The 16,562-nt window shown below is 67.5% G+C and carries 15 protein-coding genes; 5 read left to right on the top strand and 10 right to left on the bottom strand.

The window, feature by feature from the left end; genetic code table 11:
• Positions 1 to 289: 289 nt before the first annotated feature.
• From ACFPUZ_RS08215 to adhP, 3 genes are all read right to left on the bottom strand, one after another.
• A complete protein-coding gene (locus ACFPUZ_RS08215; protein ID WP_303377245.1) occupies positions 290 to 2,023 on the bottom strand; it encodes a hypothetical protein in 1,734 nt (577 codons plus the stop codon).
• Between the two features lie 127 nt (positions 2,024 to 2,150).
• A complete protein-coding gene (locus ACFPUZ_RS08210; protein ID WP_377001431.1) occupies positions 2,151 to 3,494 on the bottom strand; it encodes a sodium/glutamate symporter in 1,344 nt (447 codons plus the stop codon).
• Positions 3,495 to 3,533: 39 nt separating this feature from the next.
• On the bottom strand, positions 3,534 to 4,565 hold the full coding sequence (adhP, locus tag ACFPUZ_RS08205) for an alcohol dehydrogenase AdhP (protein WP_377001429.1): 1,032 nt from the start codon (positions 4,563 to 4,565) through the stop codon (positions 3,534 to 3,536).
• Positions 4,566 to 4,712: 147 nt separating this feature from the next.
• On the opposite strand from adhP, the gene ACFPUZ_RS08200 reads away from it, so the two are divergent.
• Positions 4,713 to 5,876 carry an NAD(P)-binding domain-containing protein gene (locus tag ACFPUZ_RS08200; protein WP_377001427.1) on the top strand — a complete coding sequence of 388 codons (1,164 nt, stop codon included), beginning with the start codon at positions 4,713 to 4,715 and terminating at the stop codon, positions 5,874 to 5,876.
• The gene (locus tag ACFPUZ_RS08195; RefSeq protein WP_377001425.1) at positions 5,873 to 6,940 is read left to right on the top strand and encodes an LLM class flavin-dependent oxidoreductase; all 1,068 of its coding nucleotides are present in this window, start codon (positions 5,873 to 5,875) and stop codon (positions 6,938 to 6,940) included. The genes ACFPUZ_RS08200 and ACFPUZ_RS08195 overlap by 4 nt, the downstream gene beginning before the upstream one ends.
• A gap of 145 nt (positions 6,941 to 7,085) precedes the next feature.
• Here ACFPUZ_RS08195 and ACFPUZ_RS08190 read toward each other — a convergent pair whose 3' ends face one another.
• The 5 genes from ACFPUZ_RS08190 to ACFPUZ_RS08170 form a co-directional block, all read right to left on the bottom strand.
• Positions 7,086 to 8,000, bottom strand: coding sequence for an ABC transporter substrate-binding protein (locus ACFPUZ_RS08190; protein WP_377001424.1), 915 nt, complete (start codon positions 7,998 to 8,000; stop codon positions 7,086 to 7,088).
• Complete coding sequence (locus tag ACFPUZ_RS08185) at positions 7,997 to 8,662, bottom strand: ABC transporter permease (protein ID WP_377001422.1); 666 nt, start codon at positions 8,660 to 8,662, stop codon at positions 7,997 to 7,999. The genes ACFPUZ_RS08190 and ACFPUZ_RS08185 overlap by 4 nt, the downstream gene beginning before the upstream one ends.
• Positions 8,659 to 9,303, bottom strand: a complete 645-nt coding sequence (locus tag ACFPUZ_RS08180) for an ABC transporter permease (RefSeq protein ID WP_377001420.1) — start codon at positions 9,301 to 9,303, stop codon at positions 8,659 to 8,661. The genes ACFPUZ_RS08185 and ACFPUZ_RS08180 overlap by 4 nt, the downstream gene beginning before the upstream one ends.
• Positions 9,300 to 10,106, bottom strand: coding sequence for an ABC transporter ATP-binding protein (locus tag ACFPUZ_RS08175; RefSeq protein WP_377001440.1), 807 nt, complete (start codon positions 10,104 to 10,106; stop codon positions 9,300 to 9,302). Before ACFPUZ_RS08175 ends, ACFPUZ_RS08180 begins: the two co-directional genes overlap by 4 nt.
• Positions 10,107 to 10,191: 85 nt before the next feature.
• The gene (locus tag ACFPUZ_RS08170; protein ID WP_377001418.1) at positions 10,192 to 10,614 is read right to left on the bottom strand and encodes a RidA family protein; all 423 of its coding nucleotides are present in this window, start codon (positions 10,612 to 10,614) and stop codon (positions 10,192 to 10,194) included.
• A 268-nt stretch (positions 10,615 to 10,882) separates the two neighbouring features.
• Here ACFPUZ_RS08170 and ACFPUZ_RS08165 point away from each other — a divergent pair, with 268 nt between their 5' ends.
• The gene (locus tag ACFPUZ_RS08165) at positions 10,883 to 12,232 is read left to right on the top strand and encodes an MFS transporter (protein WP_377001416.1); all 1,350 of its coding nucleotides are present in this window, start codon (positions 10,883 to 10,885) and stop codon (positions 12,230 to 12,232) included.
• Positions 12,225 to 13,625, top strand: a complete 1,401-nt coding sequence (locus ACFPUZ_RS08160) for an amidase family protein (protein ID WP_377001414.1) — start codon at positions 12,225 to 12,227, stop codon at positions 13,623 to 13,625. The genes ACFPUZ_RS08165 and ACFPUZ_RS08160 overlap by 8 nt, the downstream gene beginning before the upstream one ends.
• Here ACFPUZ_RS08160 and ACFPUZ_RS08155 read toward each other — a convergent pair.
• Positions 13,618 to 14,430, bottom strand: a complete 813-nt coding sequence (locus tag ACFPUZ_RS08155) for an IclR family transcriptional regulator domain-containing protein (RefSeq protein ID WP_377001412.1) — start codon at positions 14,428 to 14,430, stop codon at positions 13,618 to 13,620. The two genes, ACFPUZ_RS08160 and ACFPUZ_RS08155, sit on opposite strands and share 8 nt — an antisense overlap.
• 190 nt (positions 14,431 to 14,620) lie before the next feature.
• Here ACFPUZ_RS08155 and ACFPUZ_RS08150 point away from each other — a divergent pair, with 190 nt between their 5' ends.
• The gene (locus tag ACFPUZ_RS08150; protein ID WP_377001411.1) at positions 14,621 to 15,775 is read left to right on the top strand and encodes an FAD-binding oxidoreductase; all 1,155 of its coding nucleotides are present in this window, start codon (positions 14,621 to 14,623) and stop codon (positions 15,773 to 15,775) included.
• On the opposite strand, the gene ACFPUZ_RS08145 is transcribed toward ACFPUZ_RS08150, so the two are convergent.
• The gene (locus tag ACFPUZ_RS08145) at positions 15,758 to 16,561 is read right to left on the bottom strand and encodes a carbon-nitrogen hydrolase family protein (RefSeq protein WP_377001409.1); all 804 of its coding nucleotides are present in this window, start codon (positions 16,559 to 16,561) and stop codon (positions 15,758 to 15,760) included. The genes ACFPUZ_RS08150 and ACFPUZ_RS08145 overlap by 18 nt on opposite strands.
• Position 16,562 lies beyond the last annotated feature (1 nt).

The raw sequence follows: 16,562 nt of genomic DNA, 5'->3' as shown, positions 1-16,562 counted from the left end.
TCTACGCGGCATCGCCCTGGGGTTCCGCAACCTCGACCACTACATCTTGCGGTCCCTGATCCACTCCGGACAGCTGCACAACCGGATCAACGCACTCTAAATCGTGAAGAGCCCCAAATGTGAAGATGAGAGTTCCTCCACAACCATCGAAACACATCAGGGACCTGCATCTTTAAGCCCACTAGCAACCTTGTCGCCTTGACCGTCGACCTCGGCCCACATGTCGCGGGCACAGTAGCAGTTGTAGTTGTCGTCGACGATGCGAGCCATCGCCGCACGGATTTGTCAGCTACGCGCGACGCAGGCGCACCAGGATTCCACCGGCCACGAGCGCAGCGAGCGCCAGGGCCAGGACCACCTCGACATCCGCGCCGGTGCGGGCCAGCTCACGCTGCGGGGCTGCCGTCGGCTGGGGCTGCTGCTGGGTCTGGGTCTGCGGCTGCGGCTGCGGCTGCGGGGTCGCGACAGTCTCCGGGGTCGCCGGACCCGGGTTGCTCGAGGCGTTCAGCGCCGGGGGCACGAGCAGCAGCGGCCACAGGGAGGATCCACCCGGCGGCGGGGTCGGCTGGCAGGCCGGGCCCCCGAGGGGCTCGCCGATCGCCCAGTCTCCGCCGTTGACGCGGTAGAGGGTGGGCTGCGCGGGCGGCTGCTCCGGACGGATCACTTGGATCTCACCGGTGGCGGCATCGAAGGCGACGGTGGCACCCTCCGTGCCGGTCCAGCCGGTCGCGGAGTCCCCCTCGAAGACATAGGTCCGCTCGCGCAGGGTGGTCCCTTGTGCGGCGCGGAGCTCACGGAAGACGGAGACGAATCTACCTTCCTGCCTGACGGAAACATCCCGGGTATAGGCGCTGCCGTCATCGGGCAGCTCGATGGCCTGCTCCGCTGCGATCTGCTCCCAGGGAGCACCTGCGGCGGGCTGCCAGTAGACGTCGATGCTCCACAGGGAGTCGCTGACGATGCGGCCCGAGGTGTCGGTGCGGACCACGCTCGGGCCGGCCCCGAGGGTACCGCGCTCGCCCTGGTCATAGCGCGAGCCGGCGGCCACCTCGTGCACCGGGCGATCAGCGGCCGTGCACACGGGCGTCGGGTTCTCGCAGTCGAAGGGGATGGCCATGAGTGTCTGGCGGAAGACGTTGCCGTCGGCGTCGACCCGCTCGCGGGTCTCGCCCAGCTGGTAGACGCCGCCGCCATACACCTTGGCACCCTCGGCATCAGCCTTCCACCAGACGGACTCGTCCTTGAGGCGGCAGCCTGGGGGAGCCATGCGGTTGATCAGCTCGAAATTGTGCGGGGCGTCGAACTCCATGTCGATCTTACTGGTGAGCATCCGACCGTCCCGGTCCATGTGGAGGCGATAGTCATCGAGCGACGTGCAGGTCCAGTCCGGATCATTGTTGAAGCGGGTGCACGACTCGCCACCCCAGTAGGAGCCGGAGAGGGTCTGCCCCGTCGTGGCGTCGACGGCCACGAACGTCGGATAGTGACGCTGCTCGAGGACGATGGGATTGTCCTCGGTGCCGGGCACGCCTTGCCCTGCGTCATCGCGGTCGTACTCGATGACGAAGACGTTCGGCGCGACCTCCAGGACCGGTCCGGTGGCCTGCCACCCGTTGACGGTGGCGGTGAGGGTGATCGGCTCTGCGACGGGGAGGTAGCCGTCCGGCGGGTTGACCTCCGTCAGCACCAACTGATCGACGGGAACGCCATCCCGCAGCCCATCCGGGAAGGAGAACGCGACATCATGGGCGATCCAGGCGCCATCGACACTGACGCTGTAGGGCCCGCTCGGCGTGCCCTGCTCCCCGGTGATGAGGTTGTTCACCTGGACGTTGTAGGCGGCGTCCGAGACGGGTCGGCCGGTGGCTCGGTCAACGGCGATGACGGTGGGCGCCCGCTCAAACTCGCTCTGTGCGGCGATCTGCGCACGCTCAGGTCCCGCGGCGGGGTCGGCCGACGCGGGGAGCGCGAGCCCGAAGAGCAGGGCCGTCGCGGTGAGCGCGGTGGCCAGGCGGCGAATCATGGATTCTCCTCAGGTGAAGCGAAGCGGTGTGCGACGTCACAGCATCGCTCACCGCATGAACGCGCTCACCCTAACATGTTGTCCACACTATTCCGCAGCGGCCGGACCGGCATTTCTCAGCCGATCATCAGGCCGAGGCGGCCGCCCGCTTCTCCGCCCCCGGGGTCTTCTTGGTGATGATCGGGACGACAATCACCGCCACGCCGATGAGCAGCGAGGCCCAACCGAGCCCGGCCGTCAGGCCCGCCAGCACCGCGATGGGCGCCAGGATGGTCATGCCGATCTCGAAGGGGGCGAAGCCAACATAGGCCACGCCGTACTCGTTGAGGGTGCCCGACTTGAGCTTGGGGTCGACGATTTTAAGCAGGGCGATGCCCGTGGCGACGGCCGCGGTGGCCCAGCCCCAGGAGAAGATGCCGCGCTCCAGCCATTTCTCACCGAAGAATTCCGGGGAGAGGAAGAAGAAGATGCAGACGCAGTAGACGACGCCGAGGACAAAGAGGACGAGCAGCGGGAGCCAGTAGTCGGCGATTGCGGCAGGCACGATCGAGGCCACGCCGAAGGCGATGAGGTAGTCCGTCGCGGCACCGGACATGGAGTTGACGGTGTTCTTGTCCAGGAAGTCCTTGCGCCCGACGCCGGTGAGCAGCCCCCGGCCCAGCAGGCCGATGACGAAGGACATGGCGAACAGCGGGATGGACACGCTCGGGAAGAGGTCGTTGATGCCGCCGTTGACCAGGTAGGCGACCAGCACGGTGAGCAGGACGAAGCCCAGGTGGAGGGCCAGCGGCTCGATCGAGGAGGGGTTGGTCGTCGCGCGACCGATGGACGGGCGCTCCTTGACGTTGTCGATGTAACCGGAGCGCAGGTCCCACGGCAGCTCACCCGGCATGGTGGAGGCACGTCCCGTGCGGATGCCCCAGTTGGCGAAGATGAGGCCGCCGACAATGGCCGCCAGCGTGCCCACCGTCGCGGAGGTGAAACCGAGGGAGCTGGCGGCGACGGCACCCGCCTCCTCGAGGGAGTGCCCGACGGCGGCGGCGGTGCCGAAACCGCCGACGAAGCCCACGGGCAGCATCATGCCGAACCAGTCGTCGGTGCCGAAGAAGGGCTTGAACAGGAACACGCCGAGCAGGATGAACAGCCCCCACTGGCCGAGGAACATGCCCGTGGAGTACGACCACATCTGGCGGGCGCCGGTGCGCACCGAGGGAGTGAGGTCCATGCCGTAGGCCATCGAGGCGAAGACGAAGGCGATGAGGATGCCGGTGTAGGTGCCGATGTGGGAGGAGAAGGGGATCCACCCGAGCACCTGGGGGCCGAAGGCCAGGCCCAGGAGTCCGGCGGTGATCGACGCCGGCAGGAGCAGCTTCTGGAACAGCGGGATCTTCCGCCGGAGCAGGTTGCCGATGATCATGAGGAGGGAGATCCAGCCGACGTCGATAAGCAGGCTGTAGGGGGTGTAGTCCATACCCACCACCATAAGGCAGTAGGTATGACCACAATGCACTCAGTAGCGGATCGACATGCGGCCCTCGATCTTGCCGTGGCGCATCTCCTCGAAAACCGCATTGACGTCGTCGAGCGAGCACTCGGAGACGGTCGGCTTGATCATGCCGCGGGCGTAGAAGTCGAGCGCCTCGGCCAGGTCCTGGCGGGTACCGACGAGCGAGCCGCGGATGGTCAGCGCCTTGAAGACGATCTCGAAGATCGGGGCGGGGAAGTTCCCCGGCGGCAGGCCGTTGAAGACGATGGTGCCGCCCTTGCGGGCCATGCCGATGGCCTGCCCGAAGGCGGCCTCATGCACGGCGGTGACCAGCACGCCGTGCGCGCCGCCGCCGGTATATTCCTGGACCGCCTCGGCCGGGTCGGCATGCTTGGCGTTGACGGTGAACTCCGCGCCGTGGCGGGTGGCCAGCTCGAGCTTGTCGTCGGCGATATCGACGGCGATGACGCGCATGCCCATCGCCACGGCGTACTGCACGGCGATGTGTCCGAGGCCGCCGACGCCGGAGATGACCATGAACTGGCCGGGGCGGGTCTCGGCGACCTTGAGGCCCTTGTAGACGGTCACACCCGCGCAGAGGATCGGGGCGACCTCGACCGGGTCGGAGCCCTCCGGAATGCGGGCGCAGTAGCGGGTGTCGACGAGCATGTACTCGCCGAAGGAGCCGTCGACGGTGTAGCCGCCGTACTCGGCCTCGTTGCACAGGGTCTCCCAGCCGGTGCGGCAGTGCTCACACGTTCCACAGGCGGACCACAGCCACACGTTGCCGACGATGTCGCCGACCTTCACGTCATGGTCGCCGGGACCGAGCTCAACGACCTCGCCCACACCCTCGTGCCCGGGAACGAAGGGCGGTTCGGGCTTGACGGGCCAGTCGCCTTCGGCGGCGTGGAGGTCGGTGTGGCAGATGCCGGAGGCCTGGAGCTTGACCAGCGCCTGGTGGCGGCCGGGCTGGGGCAGGTCGACCTCGCGGACGGTGACCTCGGGGCCAAACTTATCGACGACAGCGGCGCGGAATGCAGAGGGTGCGGACATGGTGGTTCCTTTCGGAAGGATGGGGAATGTGGTGCCCGCCACACTACTGAGGTTTTTCTATGACGGCCATCACATTTTTCAATTCTCACCAAACATTCAGATCCGCCCCCGTTGTTGATATGTCACCAAACATGATAGGGTGGGCCCATGCACTATCGCGCCATCCTCATCGGCGCCGGCCAGGCTGGCCTGGCGGCCGCCCACGAACTCCGCCGTCGCGGCCACACCCTCGGCCCGGACGGCGACATCCTCATCCTCGACGCCAACGACGGACCCGGCGGCGCCTGGCGACACCGCTGGGATTCCCTCACCCTCGGCAAGGCCCACGGCATCGCGGACCTCCCGGGCCTGCCCATGGACCGCCCCGACCCCCGCACCCCCGCCTCCCGCCTCGTCGCCGACTACTACGGCAGCTACGAAGACACCTTCGACCTGCAGATCCAGCGCCCCGCCCCGGTCCGCCGCGTCGCCCCCGTCCCCGGGTCGCGCCACCTCACCGTGACGCTTCTCGACGGCCGCGAATATACCGCCGACCTCGTCCTCAACGCCACGGGCACCTGGGACAACCCCTTCATCCCCTATATCCCCGGGATCGAGACCTTCCGCGGGCGCCAGCTCCACACCAAGGACTACGTCCGCAAGGAGGACTTCGCCGGGCAACGCACGCTCGTCGTCGGCGGCGGCCTGTCCGCCGTGCAGTTCCTCCTCGAACTCGCCCCAGTCACCGAGACCATCTGGGCCACCCACCGCCCGCCCAACTTCACCAGCCGCGAATTCGACGCCGGCTGGGGCCTCGCCGTCGAGAACGCCGTGCGGGAACGCACCTTCGCCGGTCAGCGCCCCGCCTCCGTGGTCCGCACCACCGGCATCCCCCTACTGCCGGACTACCTGCGGGGCGTGGACGACGGCACCCTCGTCTCCCGCGGCATGTTCGACCGGATCACCGAACACGGCGTCGTGTTCGGCCGCCCGCTCAGTGAGCAGGCGGCGGGGTACGGGCCGTCGAGAAGCGAGGAACTGCAGGTCCCCGCGTCCTGGGACCCGCTGCCGGTGGGCACGGAACTCGACGTCGACGTCATCTTCTGGAACACCGGCTTCCGCCCCGCCTTCCGCCACCTCGCCCCACTGCGACTGCGCGGGCGCGAGGGCGGCATCCGCATGCTCGACGAAGTCACCCCGGCCGCCGACGACCGCATCCTCCTCGTCGGCTACGGCTCCACCGCCTCCACCGTCGGCGCCACCCGGGCGGGTCGTCTCGCCGGGCGCCGCGCCTCCCGCATCCTCCAGCAGAAAGTAGAATCAGCCGCGTGAAAGCCTTCGGATTCCTAAGCTTCGGCCACTACGCCATAGGCAACCAGCCCGGCCCCGACGCCGCCGACACGCTGCGGCAGGCGCTCGAGCTCGCGATCGCCGCCGATGAGCTCGGCGTCAACGGCGCCTACTTCCGCGTCCACCACTTCGCCCCGCAGGGCGCCTCCCCCATGCCCCTCCTGGGCGCCATCGTCGGCGCCACCAAGCACATTGAGGTGGGCACCGGCGTCATCGACATGCGCTACGAAAACCCCCTCTACCTCGCCGAAGAGGCCGCCGCCCTCAACCTGCTCTCCGACGGACGCCTCGCCCTCGGAGTTTCCCGCGGATCACCGGAGCCCGCACTGCGCGGCTGGGAGGCCTTCGGCTACCACGCCGCGGAACCCAACGGCGCGGACCTGGCGCGGGCCAAGTTCGAGCAGTTCCTCTCCGCGATCGACGGTTACGCCGTCGCCGAGGCCGCCCCCGCCGAGCAGCAGTACCCGCGGATGTACCAGCCCGGCACGCCGCTGCCGGTGTTCCCCCACGCCCCCGGGCTGCGCCGCCACGTGTGGTGGGGCGCCGGCTCCCACGCCACCGCCGAGCAGGCGGCGCGCGACGGCGTCAACCTCATGAGCTCCACCCTCGTCTCCGAGGCCGACGGCTCCTCCCTCGGCGACCTGCAGGCCGAGCAGATCGCCCGCTACCGGGCGGAATGGGCCGATGCCGGGCACGACTGGACCCCGCGGGTGTCGGTGTCACGCTCCGTGTTCCCCATCGTCGACGACCGCTCCCGCGAGATGTTCGGCATGCAGGCCACCGGCCGCGACCAGATCGGCTCCCTCGGGGAGGGCACCCCGGTCACCTTCGGCCGGACCTACGCGGCGGAGCCGGACGTGCTCATCGAGCAGCTGCGGGCGGACGCCGCCGTCATGGCCGCGGACACCCTCATGCTCACGATCCCCAACCAGATGGGCGTGGATCTCAACCTCTCCATCCTGCAGGCCTTCGCTGAGCACGTCGCTCCCGCGCTGGGTTGGCGTCCGGCCACCGAGGGGCGCGTAGAGGGCTACCCGGTGGGCTGAGCCCGCGCCGCGCCGAAAGGCATATCACGGCAGGAGTAGCACCCCATGGGTAGAGCGGGTGGCGGGCGCCCGCGCGGCTCCCGTCACTCGCTCTACCCATGGGGCGTTATCTATCGGGTGATATGCCTGTCGGTGGGGCCCATCCCTACGCGTTGTCGGCCACGAAATCACGCGCGATGGCGCTCGGCTCGGCCTTCTCCTTACCGATGTTGCGCAGGTTGAGCTCCACCAGGACGTCCGTGCTCAGCTTCCCGGAGATGCCGTTGATGACGTCGAGCGCCTCCTGCGGGATGGCCTCGGCGCGCATGAGCGGCAGGACATTCTGCGGGAGGATGAGCTGGGCGGGGTCCTCGAGGGTGACCAGGTCGACCTCGTTGCCGGCGGAATCCAGCAGCGGAGAAGTGGTGTAGATGTCGGCGACCTCAGCGGTGCCCTCCACGACCGCGGCGATGGTGAGCGGGCCGCCGCCGTCGGAGATCGGGACGACGGAGATCGTGTCCTCGTCGACGCCGTAGACGGAGGCCAGCCCGGGCGGGCCGTAGGGGCGCTCGGCAAACTCGGGGTTCGCGGCGATGCGCACCTGGTCCAGCTTCGCCAGGTCACCGAGGGTGGCGAGGCCATGCTCGTCTGCCAGGGCGCGGGTGACGCGGTAGGAGTCCTTCGACTCGCCCTCGGCGAGGTCCCCGGCGCTCAGGCCCTCCGGCAGCACGTCCCGGAGGGCGTCGAGAACGTCCTCGGAGGTGGCACCCACCTCCAGTTCCGCCCCGTAGTACTGGGCGAGGTTGCCGGAATACTCGGGCACGAGGTCGACGCTCCCCTCCTCCAGCGCCTGCAGGTACACCTCGCGAGAACCGATCCCGGAACTGAGTTCGACGTCGAAGCCGGCGTCCTCGAGGGCGGCGGCCCAGATCTGGCCGATGATCTCGGACTCGGGGAAGTTGGCGGTGCCGATGGTGATGGCCTCGCTCCCCTCGGTGGCCAGCGGGTCATCCCCGGCGGAGCAGCCGCTCAGCGCGAGGGCGGAGAGGGCGAACAGGGTGGTGACGACGCGGAGTTTCATGACACACGTCCTTTCGGTTGCAGTGTTTTCTGAACAAGAGCAAGAAGGAGGTCGACGACCAGCGCCAGCACGGTGATCAGCACCGCCCCGGCCAGCATCTGCGGATAGTCGCGGAGCGCGAGGCCGTCGATAAGAAAGCGACCCAGACCGGACAACCCGATGTAGGCCACGATAGTGGCGGTGGCCAGGACCTGGACCACGCACGAGCGCAGTCCCCCGATCATGAGGGGCAGGCTGAGGGGGATCTCCACCCGCCGGAGGATCTGCGCCTCGCTATATCCGGTGGCCCGGGCCGAATCGACGACGTGCCGCGGCACGGCCACCATCCCGGCGACAATTCCCGCCAGCAGGGGCGGCACCGCGAGGATGATGAGCACGATCGTCGCCGGCACCAGGGGCAGGCGCACGCCCATGGACAAGGAGACGGTCAGCCACGTGAGCAGGCCCAACGACGGCAGCGCGCGCAGCGCCCCGGAGACGGCGAGCACCGCGTCCGCACCCCGGCGCGTGTGCCCCACCCACAGACCCAGCGGCAGTGCGAGAAGAAGCGCCAGCCCCACGGCCAGGGCCGTATATCCGAGGTGGTCGAGGGTGCGCCCGAGGATGAGCGGCAGGCGATCAGGGTCGGAGAGGAAGGCCCACGTGGGCGCGAGCTGATTCATCCGACCCTCCGCGTCCAGGGCATGAGGAGGCGTCCGGCGAGGACGAGGGCGGCGTCGATAAGCACGGCGAGCAGCACCGTACCCACGAGCCCGACGATGATCTGCGTGGGGAAGGAACGCTGGAACCCTTCCGTGAACAGCGTGCCCAGCGAGGCGACACCGATGAGCGCGCCGACCGAGACCAGCGAGATTGTCGACGCCGCGACGACCCGGATGCCCGCCAACAGCGCCGGCCCGGCCAGCGGCAGCTCCACGCGGAGGACCCGCCTCCAGGCGGGGTAGCCGGTCGCGATAGCCGCCTGCCGCACATCCCCCGGCACGGTGTCGAAGGCGTCCGCCGTGGCGCGGACCTGCAGCGCGAGGCCGTAAAGCGTCATGGCGACGATGACGTTGCGCGGCGAGAGGATCGAGGTACCCAGCACCAACGGCATGACCACGAACAACGCCAACGAGGGGATGACGTAGAGCAGCCCGCTGAGCACGACGATGGCTTCGCGGGCCACCGAGTGCCGGTGCGCGGCCCAGCCGAGGGGCAACGCGATGAGGAAGGAGGCGAGGATGGCCGGCCACGAAAGCGAGAAGTGCGCCCACGCGAGATCCCCAATTCGGGGGGCGTTGGCGAGCACCCAGTCCCACCTCATTCCAGCACCCCGCGTACCCGGCCGCGGCGGTCGACGACGAGCTCGCGCCCGTCGCGGGTCTCGACGCGCAGCGCCCGGCCCTCGGCGCCCGTGAACTCGCGGACGCGCTCGTTGGCGGGCGCGGTGAGGAATTCCTCGGGCGCGCCCACCTGCTCGATGCGCGCCTGCTCGCCGAGCAGGACGACGGTGTCGCCGAGGAGGAAGGCCTCGTCGATGTCGTGGGTGACCATGAGGATCGTCTTGGCCATCCGCTCCTGGAGCGCGAGGATCTCCTCCTGCAGGCCGCGGCGCACGACGGGGTCGACCGCACCGAAGGGCTCATCCATGAGGAGAATATCCGGGTCGGCGACCAGCCCACGGGCCACCCCCACGCGCTGGGCCTGCCCGCCGGAGAGTTCCGCGGGGTAGCGTTTCCCCAGGTCAGGGTCGAGGCCAACGAGGCGAAGCAGCTCCTCGGCCCGCTCGCGGGCTACCTTCCGGGGGGTGCCGCTCAGCTTCGCGACGTCCGCAATATTGTCCAGCACCGTGCGGTGCGGCATCAGGCCCGAATGCTGCATGACGTAGCCGATGGAGCGGCGCAGACGGACCGGATCGACGCTCGCGACATCCTCCCCGCGCACGCGGACGGTGCCGGAATCCACCGGCACCATCCGGTTGACCATGCGCAGCAGCGTCGTCTTCCCGCAGCCGGAAGGGCCGACGAACACCGTGGTCGAGCCGGGTTCCACGCGATGGGAAAAGCCCTCGACCGCCGGGTGTGCGCTACCGGGATAGGTGCGGGTGACGCGGTCGAACTCGATCATCGCGGGCTCCTCCGGGTCGGGGGCGTATCCATGCAAGCTTAGTCATCATTCCGGGTTCTGAAGGGGCTGTGCCGCTTAGCGCGGTTTAGCGCGGGCCCAGGTACGCCACGGCGGAGATTTCCAGGAGGAACTGCGGACGGGCCAGCGCGGCCACCCCGATGACGGTGTGGGTGGGCAGGACCGCCCCGGTGAAATATCGGGCGCGGGCGGCGCTGATGACGGGGGCGTCGGCGACATTCGTGAGGTAGGTGGTGGTGGAGACAATGTCGTTGATCGTTCCCCCGGCCTCCTCGACCACCGCCTGCAGGTTCCGGAAAACCTGCTCGGTCTGCGCCTCTATATCGCCTTCCCCGACGATGTTCGCCTCAGAGTCGAAGGCGACCATGCCCGATATATGGAGGTCATCGCCCGCCCGGACGCCATAGGAGTAGACGGTGCGTTCCGCCGGCCCGGCGGGCAGCTGGGACGGCATGACGGACGTGACGGCGCTCGTCGGCGTTGTGTTCATGGGGACCTTTCCATCGTTGTGGCGTTCTGCGGCGGCTCCGTGAAAGCGGGCCGTAGCGCAACCCTACTGATGCGGGTGGGTGGTCGCCGAGGATATTTTCTCGCGCGCGATGGGAGTTGCAGGGAATCCCGGGCGCCCAACCTCGCCCGAAACCATGTGCCCGGAGTCTCACCGACGGTTTGGTGTTGACAAGATCACAACCGCACCCCATACTTGTCCTACTGTTGGACATTCGTTCAATAATCGAACTCTTTCAGAAGGAGGGTCAATGAAAACTGTCACGCGTCAGAAGATCTTTCACCCCAACGCCAGATTGCTTCCCTGGCTGTGCCTCGGGGCGGCATTCCTCGACGGCTACGACCTGGTGATCATGGGAGTGACGCTCCCGTCCTTGCGTAATGACCCGTCGTGGATGCTCAGCACGGAAGTCGCCACCACCATCGCCACCTTCGGCCTCATCGGCATGGCCATCGGCGCACTCATGGTGGGGCCACTCGCGGACAGGGTGGGTCGGCGAATGACGATCATCGGTTCAGTGATCGGATTCTCCATCCTGACCACTGCAGGTGGGTTCGCCCCCACCCCCGAGATCTTCGGGCTCCTGAAGTTCCTGGCCGGACTCGGCCTCGGAGCATGTCTGCCGATGGTCATCCTCATGATGACGGAATTCGCTTCCCCCACCCGACGCAGCTTCGCCAACTCCCTGGTGTTCGTGGGCTACAACTCGGGCGCCATCATGGCATCGGTCATGGGAATGCTCCTTCTGGAGTCCTACGGATGGCGTTCCCTGTTCATCATCGGTGGACTGCCCGCGATCATTCTCGTTCCACTGATGTTGCGCTACCTGCCGGAATCGCCGGCGTTCCTGCGTTCTCGGGGGCGTCTCGACGAGGCCGACGACATTGCACGGCGCTATGGCCTGGACACGGTGACCGCGCCTCCTACCCCCGCAACCAGTCAGAAGGCGCCCGGAAGAATGCTGTTCTCCCGGAACTATCTGCGGAACACCGTGGCCATCTGGGTGGCATCATTCATGGGCCTCCTGCTTGTCTACGGACTCAGCACCTGGCTGCCGTCGATGATGAACTCGGCGGGGTACGGCCTCGGCTCCTCCGTGGCGTTTCTCGCGGTCCTGAACATCGGCACGATGTTCGGCCTGTTCGTCTCCGGCCGAGTGGCAGACCGGTTCAGCCCCCGTACAGCGGCGATCATCTGGTTCGCGTTGTCCGCCGTGTTCCTCGCCTTGATGAGCGTCGACAGCGGAGTGTGGATCTATCTCGTCGTTGCGGTAGCCGGCTTCTTCGCCCCGAACGCGCAGGTGATCGTGTACGCGTTCGTCACCTCCAGCCACCCGATGCACATCCGTCCCACCGCCCTCGGCGCGGCTGCCGGCGTCGGCCGTCTCGGCGCCATCAGCGGCCCCATTCTCGGTGGCCTTCTGGTCTCCGCTGGCCTGGTCATTCCGTGGGGTTTCTACGGCTTCGCCCTGGTCGCGGTGATTGGCGCCATCACGCTGGCCTGTGCCAACGACGGGAATGCGACACGCGTGGAAGCAATCGACGACAAGGCACCCGTGCCATCCCAGAGAAACGAAATTGGAGCTTTGAATCATGAGTAATTCCAGCCCGCACTCCATCCAGCAGTTGTCGGAGGCCTTCGCCACCGGCGCCTTGAGCCCGGTCGATGTCATGGCAGAGACGCTGGACCACATGGAAGAGATCAACCCGAAGATCAACGCCATCGCGTGGTGCGATCCAGACAGCGCGATGCAGGCCGCACGAGAATCTGCCCATCGCTGGGAAACCGGCATGTCACGAGGACCTCTGGATGGGATCCCTGTCACGGTCAAGGATGCCATCGATCTCAAGGGGACTCAGTCGACCTTCGGTTCCGCCCTCTACTCGGATGTCCCGATTGCGGAGAAGGACTCACCGCCGGCCGCCCGTCTGCGGCAGGCAGGCGCGGTCATCTTCGCGAAGACCACCGCTCCCGATTCCGGAATGGCCATCACAGGACAGTCATCCTTGTACGGCATCGTGCGGAATCCCTGGGATCTGCACTTCAGCCCCGGAGGTTCGAGCGCGGGCGCAGGTGCAGCTCTGGCCGCCGGCATCGGAACTGCGGCAGTGGGCACAGACCTTGCCGGCTCGGTGCGAATCCCCGCCGCGAGGTGCGGCCTCGTGGCTCTGAAACCCACGCAGGGAAGGGTGGCTCACACTCCCCCGAATACCATCCGCTCTCCCGGCGCGATGGGGCGCAGCGTGGCGGATGTCGCAGCGCTACACGCCGTGATCGGGCAACCGGACCGAGCCGACACGTTCTCCCTCCCGAAGGACACCGGAGCATACTCAGGGCCCCTCGAACGACTGAACGGGCTCAAAATCGGAGTGCTTTCCGATCTCGGTTGCGGCACTGCGGCGGAGGACACGGTTTTGGAACCGGTGATTCGGGCTTCTGAGCTGCTGAGCTCGTACGGTGCCTCCGTGTCGGAGATTCCCACATTGTTCGAGGAAGATCCCTTGGCGATGCTCGAGCGCACATTCCAGATCCGACTCTGTGCGGAACTGGAAGCCTTCGGAGGAACCAGAGATGCGATGATTCTGCCGGAACTTGGCCAATGGGCCGCAGGCGCCAAGAACCTGAGCGCGACTGATTCCTACCGGGCCCACAGTGACGTCATGCGTGCACAAATGAAGGTGCAGCAGGCCCTGGACGCCTACGACTTCGTCATCGCACCGGTTGTGCCCGACGCCAAGCTCGCTGCGGATGAAAGAATCGATCCGATTCATCCGTTCATCAACGCCGGATACACGGCTTGGTTCAATCAGACCGGACAGCCGGCCGCGTCTGTGTGCTTCGGAATGGCCGATGGCCTTCCCCTCGGGGTCCAAATCATCGGGCAACGTTTCGATGATTGGCGAGTGCTCGCCCTCGCCGGGTTGCTGGAGCAAGAACGGGGTATTGATCTGGACTGGCCGCTGCACACGCGCAGCCACCAGACCATCAGATGAGCTGCGGCTGGGCCTGGCGGGCAATCTCCTGCAGACGCGCCCGCACGGGCCCAGTCATCTCCACCGCCGAAATCTTGTCCGGTGTAGTCCCCACATTGAGTGCGGCAATCTGTGCGCCGTCCCACCGGAGCAGAGGCACCGCCACCGAGTGAAAGCCCAGATCTACCTCATCAGCCACGTAGGAGAATCCGTCACTGGCTGCACCAGCTATGGCGTTCTGGATCCGGGACACTTCCTTCTCCATGTCCTCTTCCTGCATGTCTGTCAGTGATGCGATGATCCGTTCTCGGCGATCCGCTTCATCGAGGACACTGAGGAGGACGCGTCCCAGGGCTGATTGGGGGCCCGGCACCCTGTACCCCAATCCGACGCCCAACGTGACCGACTGCTCCGGGAGTGCTCGCGCGATCATGACGGCATCTGCCTTGTCCAACACTGCCACTGTGGAAGATACACCGAACTCATTGGCAACTCGTTCGCAGAGCGGCTGGAGAATCCTCGTGATGGGGTTGCTAATGAGGTATGCAGAAGCAAGGTCCAACACCTTGGGGGTCAGATGGTACGTCCGACCCTCCACTGCCAGGTACCCCAGATGAGTCAGCGTGACCAGTGTCCGACGAACCGTCGCTCGGGGCAGATCAAGGGTGCGGGCGACATCAGCTTGCGTCAGCTGAGCACTGGGGGTCTTGAAGGCCTCGAACACGGCCAGCCCACGCTCCAGCGCCTCGGAGTAGTCGGACGGACTGATCCCCGCGAGCTCCCGCGCGGCCCGACTGTCTTCGACATGTCCGGTGGCCCTTCCCATGGCTACTCCCAACTCGCTCGTTCAACAGTTGAACTACCGTAGCACGGAGCGTTCCCCACGTTGAGTTCCTGGCCAGGCCCCTCATGCCGGCCTTCCTCAGCTGGTCACCAACACCCATTCCCTAGCCCAGGATCCCGATGCAGGCGTCGCCCGGAGCCTACCGACCGAGACTCCGGGCACAATGGAACCCATGCAGACCCTGAGCGAGACCGGCAGCACCCTCCGCGCGCGGAGCGACGAGTTCCGGGATGCCGTCCAGCAGCGCCTCTACCAGGAGGTTCTGGAGTCCCGGCAGGTCTTTCCCATTTCCCTGCGCCACACACATCTCGAGCTGGCGGCCGCCTGCGCCTGGGTCCTCGAGCGCACCCCCGCCACGGGTGCGGTGCCCGCGGAGATCCTCGGGCGCCTGCAGGATCTGGGGCGCGATCATCGTCGTCATGGTTTCCCGGCGGACATTTACCCGGCCTTCGCCGCCGCTCTGTCGCACGGTCTGCACACCCTGGACTTTCCGCACGCCGACGCCGCCTCGCGCGCCCTGGACACGGTGTGCGCCGTCATGGCCGCCGCCGCGCGGGAGGCCGATGCGGAGGGGATCGCCCCGGCATCGTCCGCGGAGGTGCTCGGGGTGCAGCGCCGCACCCGGCACATCTCCGTCGTGCGTCTGGAGGCCGGGGTGCCCCTCGATTACCGGCCGGGCCAGCACCTGCCCGTCACCACCTCCTATCTGCCGGGCGTGTGGCGGATGTTCTCCCCCGCGCTGCCCACCAATGACTTCGGGCAGCTGGAGTTCCACATCCGCATGTTGGAGGGTTCGGACATCTCCCAGCTCCTGGCCACCCCGAAGCCCGGCGACTACTGGCTCTTCGGCCAGCCCCGCGGCACGCTGACGGTCACGGGCGAGCGGGATGTCCTCATGATCGCCCACGGTACGGGCCTGGCTCCCCTGCGCGCGCTGCTCTTCGACATGCTGACCTGGGAGCACCGCCCGCGCGTGCACCTGTTCTTCGCCGCGGAGTACCCGGGGGAGCTCTACGACCTCATGGGGCTGTGGAACCTGGCGCTGGTCAGCCACTGGCTCTCGGTCGTCCCCGTCGTGGAGCACGCGGAGGATGCGTGGTGGGTCGGCGCGACGGAGTCCTCCCGCCCGCCTTATGGTCTGCACCTGCAGCAGACGGGGCAGGTCGGTGAGCTCGTCGCCTCCTACGGCGCGTGGGCGGACCGCGATGTGCTGGTGGTGGGGGATGCGGCGAAGGTGCGGGCGAGCGTCGAGAAGCTCGTCGAAGGCGGGACGCCCGCGGCGCAGATTCAGGCCGAGGCCTGGGAGAACTCAGAGGACTGGCAGTGACTTCCGCGCCTTCGCCACCTGCTCGAGGTCGAGGTCGTAGACGATGATCTCCGGCTCGTAGCCGGCCTCCGCTTCTCGACGCCCCGTCGGCCCCACCACGCACGAATGCCCGATGCCGGTCGGCCCGGTCGCCTGCCCGGCCATCTCCGCGCCGCCCGGGCGGGCCTGCCCGGCGGCGACGATCCACGAGGTCGAGTCGAGCGCGCGGGCGGCGGTGAGGGTACGCCACTGGTAGAGCTTCTCCGGGCCGTCCATCCAGCTGGTGGGCACGACGATGACCTCGGCGCCCTGCCGCGCGAGGTCGCGGAACTGCTCGGGGAAACGAATGTCGTAGCAGGTGGCGACGCCGACGGTGACCCCCTCGACGTCGAAAAGCACGAGCTCCGCGCCGGGTTTGACGGTGTCGGATTCCCGGTAGGAGTAGGCGTCGAAGGTATGGATCTTGTCGTAGCCGCGGTGGATGTCGGGGCCGGTGATAAGCGCCGTGTTGTACACGCGCTCGATGGTCTTGCCCTCGCGTTCGACGGTGTCCGCCGGGCGGAACATACCGGCGACGAGCGTCACCCCGTGCGCGCGGGCCGCCTCCCGCAGTCCGCTGGCGAAGGGTCCCTCGAGGTCCTGGGCCTGGGTGTCGAGGCGCCCGGAATCGAAGGCCTGGCTCGTGGCCTCGGGGAAGACGACGAGGCGGGCCCCCTGCGTGGCGGCCTCCTCCAGCTTGCCGAGGGCGTGGGCCAAATTCTCCACGCTATCCGGTCCGGTGGTCATCTGCACGACGGCGATCTTCATG

It is taken from the genome of Corynebacterium nasicanis (assembly GCF_042658165.1).
In the GTDB taxonomy this organism is placed as follows: Bacteria; Actinomycetota; Actinomycetes; order Mycobacteriales; family Mycobacteriaceae; genus Corynebacterium; species Corynebacterium nasicanis.
The sequence above is the reverse complement of the archived record's forward strand: the minus strand, read 5'-3'. Positions and strand labels throughout refer to the sequence as shown.

Excerpts from the sequence above, each read along its gene's own strand:
- ACFPUZ_RS08210 (WP_377001431.1), bottom strand. The coding sequence starts at position 3,494 with ATGGACTACACCCCCTACAGCCTGCTTATCGACGTCGGCTGGATCTCC.
- ACFPUZ_RS08175 (WP_377001440.1), bottom strand. The coding sequence starts at position 10,106 with ATGATCGAGTTCGACCGCGTCACCCGCACCTATCCCGGTAGCGCACAC.
- ACFPUZ_RS08215 (WP_303377245.1), bottom strand. The coding sequence starts at position 2,023 with ATGATTCGCCGCCTGGCCACCGCGCTCACCGCGACGGCCCTGCTCTTC.
- adhP (WP_377001429.1), bottom strand. The coding sequence starts at position 4,565 with ATGTCCGCACCCTCTGCATTCCGCGCCGCTGTCGTCGATAAGTTTGGC.
- ACFPUZ_RS08200 (WP_377001427.1), top strand. The coding sequence starts at position 4,713 with ATGCACTATCGCGCCATCCTCATCGGCGCCGGCCAGGCTGGCCTGGCG.
- ACFPUZ_RS08180 (WP_377001420.1), bottom strand. The coding sequence starts at position 9,303 with ATGAGGTGGGACTGGGTGCTCGCCAACGCCCCCCGAATTGGGGATCTC.
- ACFPUZ_RS08155 (WP_377001412.1), bottom strand. The coding sequence starts at position 14,430 with ATGGGAAGGGCCACCGGACATGTCGAAGACAGTCGGGCCGCGCGGGAG.
- ACFPUZ_RS08145 (WP_377001409.1), bottom strand. The coding sequence starts at position 16,561 with ATGAAGATCGCCGTCGTGCAGATGACCACCGGACCGGATAGCGTGGAG.
- ACFPUZ_RS08190 (WP_377001424.1), bottom strand. The coding sequence starts at position 8,000 with ATGAAACTCCGCGTCGTCACCACCCTGTTCGCCCTCTCCGCCCTCGCG.
- ACFPUZ_RS08185 (WP_377001422.1), bottom strand. The coding sequence starts at position 8,662 with ATGAATCAGCTCGCGCCCACGTGGGCCTTCCTCTCCGACCCTGATCGC.
- ACFPUZ_RS08165 (WP_377001416.1), top strand. The coding sequence starts at position 10,883 with ATGAAAACTGTCACGCGTCAGAAGATCTTTCACCCCAACGCCAGATTG.
- ACFPUZ_RS08150 (WP_377001411.1), top strand. The coding sequence starts at position 14,621 with ATGCAGACCCTGAGCGAGACCGGCAGCACCCTCCGCGCGCGGAGCGAC.
- ACFPUZ_RS08170 (WP_377001418.1), bottom strand. The coding sequence starts at position 10,614 with ATGAACACAACGCCGACGAGCGCCGTCACGTCCGTCATGCCGTCCCAG.
- ACFPUZ_RS08160 (WP_377001414.1), top strand. The coding sequence starts at position 12,225 with ATGAGTAATTCCAGCCCGCACTCCATCCAGCAGTTGTCGGAGGCCTTC.